This window comes from Maribacter sp. (assembly GCF_049667165.1).
GTDB lineage: Bacteria > Bacteroidota > Bacteroidia > Flavobacteriales > Flavobacteriaceae > Maribacter_A.
In genome coordinates this window covers 1-5,595 of record NZ_JBATHS010000418.1, presented here as the reverse complement: position 1 = coordinate 5,595, position 5,595 = coordinate 1, and the positions used below count along the sequence as shown (strand labels likewise).

4 protein-coding genes are annotated in these 5,595 nt (G+C 43.5%); 3 read left to right on the top strand and 1 reads right to left on the bottom strand.

Features of this window, described 5'->3' with window-relative positions; all coding sequences use genetic code 11:
- Positions 1 to 129 precede the first annotated feature (129 nt).
- Positions 130 to 2,229, top strand: a complete 2,100-nt coding sequence (locus tag WBM98_RS18835) for a PQQ-dependent dehydrogenase, methanol/ethanol family (protein ID WP_424367560.1) — start codon at positions 130 to 132, stop codon at positions 2,227 to 2,229.
- A 93-nt stretch (positions 2,230 to 2,322) separates the two neighbouring features.
- Positions 2,323 to 2,757 carry a PaaI family thioesterase gene (locus WBM98_RS18830; RefSeq protein ID WP_424367559.1) on the top strand — a complete coding sequence of 145 codons (435 nt, stop codon included), beginning with the start codon at positions 2,323 to 2,325 and terminating at the stop codon, positions 2,755 to 2,757.
- A gap of 3 nt (positions 2,758 to 2,760) precedes the next feature.
- Here the strand turns inward: WBM98_RS18830 and WBM98_RS18825 are convergent, their stop codons facing one another.
- Entirely contained in the window at positions 2,761 to 4,404 is a 1,644-nt protein-coding gene (locus WBM98_RS18825) for a serine hydrolase (protein ID WP_424367558.1), read from the bottom strand.
- A 215-nt stretch (positions 4,405 to 4,619) separates the two neighbouring features.
- Between WBM98_RS18825 and WBM98_RS18820 the strand changes: the two genes are divergently transcribed.
- The coding region (locus tag WBM98_RS18820; RefSeq protein ID WP_424367557.1) for a sensor histidine kinase at positions 4,620 to 5,595 on the top strand (976 nt) is incomplete at its 3' end.

The following is a 5,595-nucleotide window of genomic DNA, read 5'->3' as shown; positions in this document are numbered from 1 at the left end:
CATCCCGCTAAGTAGAACCTACCTTTCGGACAAAAAAAAGAAGGGTTCGTCAGCTACGCACCATTCCCAAAAAGAATAACATATATATTTCCTAGGCAATTCAAGTGCAACCAACAAAATCAACTGTCTATGAAATCCATTCACATCAAAATTAGCCTCACTGCCATACTAGCATTATTTTTAATGGTCTCATGCGAAACCCGCTATGACGACAAGGCCATCGCAGATGAGGCACAAACCGCCAACTGGTTGGCCTATGGTAGAACCCACAACGAGAGGAGATTCAGTCCGGCTACCCAGATCAATACCGATAACGCAGCCAATTTAAAAGTGGATTGGTTTATGGACCTTCCTTATGATGTAGGTCTCGTGAGCACCCCACTTGTCGTAGACGGGGTACTTTTTTTTACGGGCACCATGAATATAGTGCGGGCCGTAAATGCGGGGACCGGGGAATTGCTATGGGAATATGATCCCGAAGTGGGCAAAGCGGTGGAAGGGAAAAAGAAAATAGGATGGAAACACAATCGTGGACTGTCCTTTTATGAAGGCAAGATCTTTGCCGCTACCTGGGATGGTAGGTTGGTGGCCTTGGATGCCAAAACAGGGGCCGAAATATGGAACGTACGAACTTTTGACATGGAACGATCCCTATATATCACGGGAGCTCCTAAAGCCTTCAAAGGCAAGGTGCTTATAGGAAACGGGGGGACGGAAAATGGTCCTACACGAGGTTGGGTAACCGCCTATGATGCCGACACCGGCGAAGAAGCCTGGAAATTTTATATCGTTCCCGGAAACCCGGCAGATGGTTTTGAAAACGAGGCTATGAAAATGGCCGCTGAAACTTGGACGGGCGAATGGTGGAAACACGGTGGTGGCGGAAACGCCTGGCACGGGTTTACCTATGATGCCGATTTGGATGTGCTGTACATAGGTACCGGAAACGGATCTCCTTGGAACCGAAAGATAAGAAGTCCGGATGGTGGCGATAATCTGTTTTTATGTTCGATTGTAGCGCTGAAACCGGATACGGGGGAATACCTTTGGCACTACCAGACCACCCCAGGGGAAAGTTGGGATTATAACAGCAATATGGATATTGTCCTGGCCGATTTGAATATCGACGGGAAGGAGGTAAAAGCATTGCTGCATGCCCCAAAAAACGGATTCTTTTATGTGATAGACCGTGTGACGGGAAAGTTGATATCGGCAGAACCCTTTGTAGAAACCTCGTGGGCCTCCCATATCGATATGAAAACGGGTAGGCCCGTTGAAATTGAAGGGGCAAGGTACGAGACCGAACCCGCCTATATTGCACCAAATGCTTGGGGGGCCCATAGCTGGCATGCCATGTCCTACAATCCGAACACGGGCCTTGTATATATTCCGGCCTTGCATCAAGGGGCGAACTATTCAGATGCAGGTATCGATTTAGAGACCTGGCAAGCTGTAGAATTCAAAGGAGGTATAGGGGTTAATACAACTGGCGATGATAGACCAAGGGAGTACCCAGCATCATTGATTGCCTGGGATCCCGTAAAGCAAAAGGAAGTGTGGAAAATACGCCAAGAACATATGCATAATGCCGGTACCTTGACCACAGCGGGCAATCTTTTGTTTCAAGGGAGACCCGATGGTAAATTTTTGGCCTACAATGCCGAAACCGGGGAAACCCTTTGGACCTTTGATGTCGGATTGGGAATAGCCGCCCCACCGATTACCTATACACTCAATGGAAAGCAATACATTGCTTTATTGGTCGGATGGGGCGGCGGATATGCCGGTCTAGGTGGGGAAAAGGCAGCGAATTTAGGTTGGGCGTATCGGGCACAAACCAGAAGGCTGATCAGTTTTTCGTTGGATGGCACTGCCGACATGCCTAAATTACAACCCCCTGTCATACCCGTACCCATTGATGTTCCCGAATTTATGATTGATGAAACCTTAGCGAATATCGGAGCATCAAAATATGGCGAATGTACGGCTTGTCATGGATATGTAAGCGGGGGAATGGCACCCGACCTTAGGGCCTCACTTATTCCTTTGGACAAAGCAGCCTTCGAATCGGTCGTGAGGGATGGATCCAAAGTTGAGATGGGTATGCCTGCCCACCCTGATATTACCAATCAGGAATTGGAAGGATTACAGCACTTTATCAGGCAAGTGGCCAGGTATTACATACAAAAAGACAGCCTGGAACAAAATAAGGTCTCGGTCGGGCATTGAATCCGGTACAAACTAAAAATAGTGGGAGGCATTCATTGTTATTGATGTTTATTGTTTACTTCATGCATTGTATCTTTGGGGTAAACGAATATCATGAACAAACCCCTGGCTTATTTTAAGGAACATATTGGTAAGGATGCCTCCGAATCCCCTTCCCCATTGATGCAATGGTTGAACCCTATCTTGATCAGTGCAGAGGCTGGTGAACTGGAGTTTTCCTATGTGGTGCGTAACGAAATGACCAATCCTTTGGGCATCATTCATGGGGGTACAACGGCGGCAATCATCGATGATGCCATGGGGGCCGCTGTTTTTTCCTTGGGACTCTCCCATGTGTACACCACGGTGAGCCTTTCCGTAGATTATTTCAGTCGTGCCCAAGTAGGGGAAACCATTATCGCCCAGACCAAAATCATCAAACAGGGAAAACAGATCATCAATGCCGAATGTGAGGTCTGGAACGAAGACAAATCCCGATTGATCGCCAAAGGCCATTCGAACCTCATACAGACCAAGATTGGGGTCTAGATATTATTTCTTATCCCCTTTCAAAGACTGTCCATTTTGATTCAAGGTGACATTGATAACTTCGCCAGCATCATTACGTTCAAATACAAGTTGTGCGGATACCACTTTATAGAAGAACGTATCTTCCGCCTCGGGAAATATAGGAAAATTCTGTTGCCCTGTAGCCTGTGCGAATAACTGATTGTCTTTGTTGGTAATGGTAATGGCAAAACCTGGCACCAATTCGTAACTGCCTACATAATCATCGTAGTTTGAAGTATCCACGCTGATTTCCTCTTTTTCCGTGCCTGGCTTTCTGTCTGTCCCAATCCCTTTGGATTCATTGATACGTGCCTTAAAATGGGCAACTTTCTTACCATCCTCGATCTTGAACGCATAGGTTGAGAGTCCGTCTTCAAAATGGAACTTAGTAGCGGAATCTGCATAAATCATCAGTTTTTCGCTGCCTTCACGTTGACTATATAATTGTCCGTCTTCCAAAGAGATGGTTCTTAAAACTTGATCATCAAACTCATAATTTCCCACCCATGCATTCAATTCGGCGTTGCTAAGCGAAACACTCACATCGACCTCAGGATATGGCTTTTCCATGGCAATAGCCGCTATTTTAACCGTTGCATCTTGTGGTGAGACCCCATCGCGATTGGTCAAGGTAATCACATACACATTTTCTGAAGGCACGTAAACGCCATGGGTAACATATCCAAAAATTCCACCCCCATGTTCAATACTTAGTACACCACTAATTTCATTCATCTGCCATCCATAACCATAATTTGTAAGATCCCCATTGTTCAATGTGGTATTTGTGAATGCCAGGGCCTTTGAATTTGCAGAAATCAACGAATTATTGTGAATAGCCTTGTGCCAAAGCAACATATCATCTACGGTTGACATAAGCGAGCCCGCGGCATAAGGAAGCGTCATACTTAGATACTTCGCATTTTGGAAACCATTTTCAGCCGGAGAATAGCCTGTGGCCCTGTTTTTTATTATCGTACTCTTACTTCCGTAGTAAGAATTTTTCATTTCTAAGGGACCAAAAATATGTTCCTGAATAAAATCGGCATAGGATTTTCCGGAAATTTCCTCGATGATATACCCTAGAATTATATATCCTGAATTGTTATAAAGCCACTTTTCACCCGGGTCAAAATCCATCGGTTGGTCCTTGAATACGTTTATGATCTCTATAGGTGTTTTATCGGTTGCTGCCGTACCCATAAAACTTGGCATACTGGTATAACTTTTAATACCAGAGGTATGGTTAAGAAGATGATGTATCGTAATCTTTTTGTTGTGCGTAGGAAAATCTGGAAGATATTTGGTGATCTCATCATTCAACTTCAATTTCCCTTGCTCTATCAATAGTAAAATTGAAACGGCAGTGAACTGTTTGGTAATCGAACCTATTTCAAACACATTGTTGGGCTTCATGGGAACATCAAGTTCCAAATTTGCCATTCCAAAAGCCTTCCGATATAATACCGTTCCTTCTTTATAGACCAATGCGGCAACGCCAGGGGTACCTTCTGTATAGGTTTCCTGTAAGAGGGCATCGAATTGTTGTTCTTGGGTTTGGGCAAAAACCTGAAAACTGGTATAGGTTAATGCTACGAATAAGAATAAGATTGTTGTTTTTTTCATGATATGAAGTGTTTCTCTGTATTGGTATTTGCTTCAATAAGACGAACAAACGGATAGTAATGTTACACAATATGCCATATTACCTATGAATTAAAATAATTCACCATTGCTTTTAAAGGCATAAAAATACTTTTACCGGGATGAAATCGTTTAATCAAAAAGATAATCATATTCCTATACACTTCATGGTATTTAAGCAGCAATAATCAACATGCATGATACGACCCATAGACCATAGTAAAGAAAAAGAACGTTTGGCGGCCTTGGCGTCCTATTCCATCTTGGATACCCTGCCTGAAGAAGATTATAATACCCTAACCGCACTTGCCGCCGAAATTTGTGGCTCCCCTATATCCCTGATCAGCTTATTGGATAATGAAAGGCAATGGTTTAAATCCAGTTTCGGACTTGATGTCTCGGAGACACCCAAGGAATATGCCTTCTGTGCCCATGCCATAAATGAGGAAGATGATATTTTTATTGTCCAGGATTCGAGAACGGATGAACGCTTTCATGATAACCCTTTTGTTGTTGGTGAACCACAGGTCATTTTTTACGCAGGGGTCCCATTGCTTACCCCGGAAGGACTACCACTAGGAACTTTGTGTGTAATTGATCACAAACCCAAATTATTGAGCCAAAGTCAGATTACCTCCCTTAAAGCCCTTTCAAAGCAAGTGATGAACCTTCTGCAATTGCGAAAGAGCAATATGCAACTTAAGAAAACATTACTTGATCTAGAGGAAAAAAATGATGAGCTGGAGCGTTTCGCTTACATAGCGGCCCATGACCTCAAATCCCCTTTAAACAATATTTCAACAACCACCGAGGTATTTTCGGAAAGCTATGACACGATATTGGATGATGACGGTAGAATGTTGATAGGCTTTATAAGAAAAGCGGCCAGTCAACTCAAGGGGCTTGTCGATGGACTTTTGGCTTATAGTAAAAGTGATTCTATACTGAAGGAAAAAGGATCTCATATTGATTTAATAGCACTAAGGACAGATCTTCTAGGTCTGTTCGCTTTCGACAATTCGGTCTCCATCGATATTAGTTCAGAATTGGAACATATAACCACGAACAGGACCGCTATTGACCAAATATTGATCAATCTTGTTGGCAATGCCATCAAATACAACGATAAAGAGATTACAGAAATTAAAATTGACGTAGTTGAGCATAATGAGG

Excerpts from the sequence above, each read along its gene's own strand:
- WBM98_RS18830 (WP_424367559.1), top strand. The coding sequence starts at position 2,323 with ATGAACAAACCCCTGGCTTATTTTAAGGAACATATTGGTAAGGATGCC.
- WBM98_RS18835 (WP_424367560.1), top strand. The coding sequence starts at position 130 with ATGAAATCCATTCACATCAAAATTAGCCTCACTGCCATACTAGCATTA.
- WBM98_RS18825 (WP_424367558.1), bottom strand. The coding sequence starts at position 4,404 with ATGAAAAAAACAACAATCTTATTCTTATTCGTAGCATTAACCTATACC.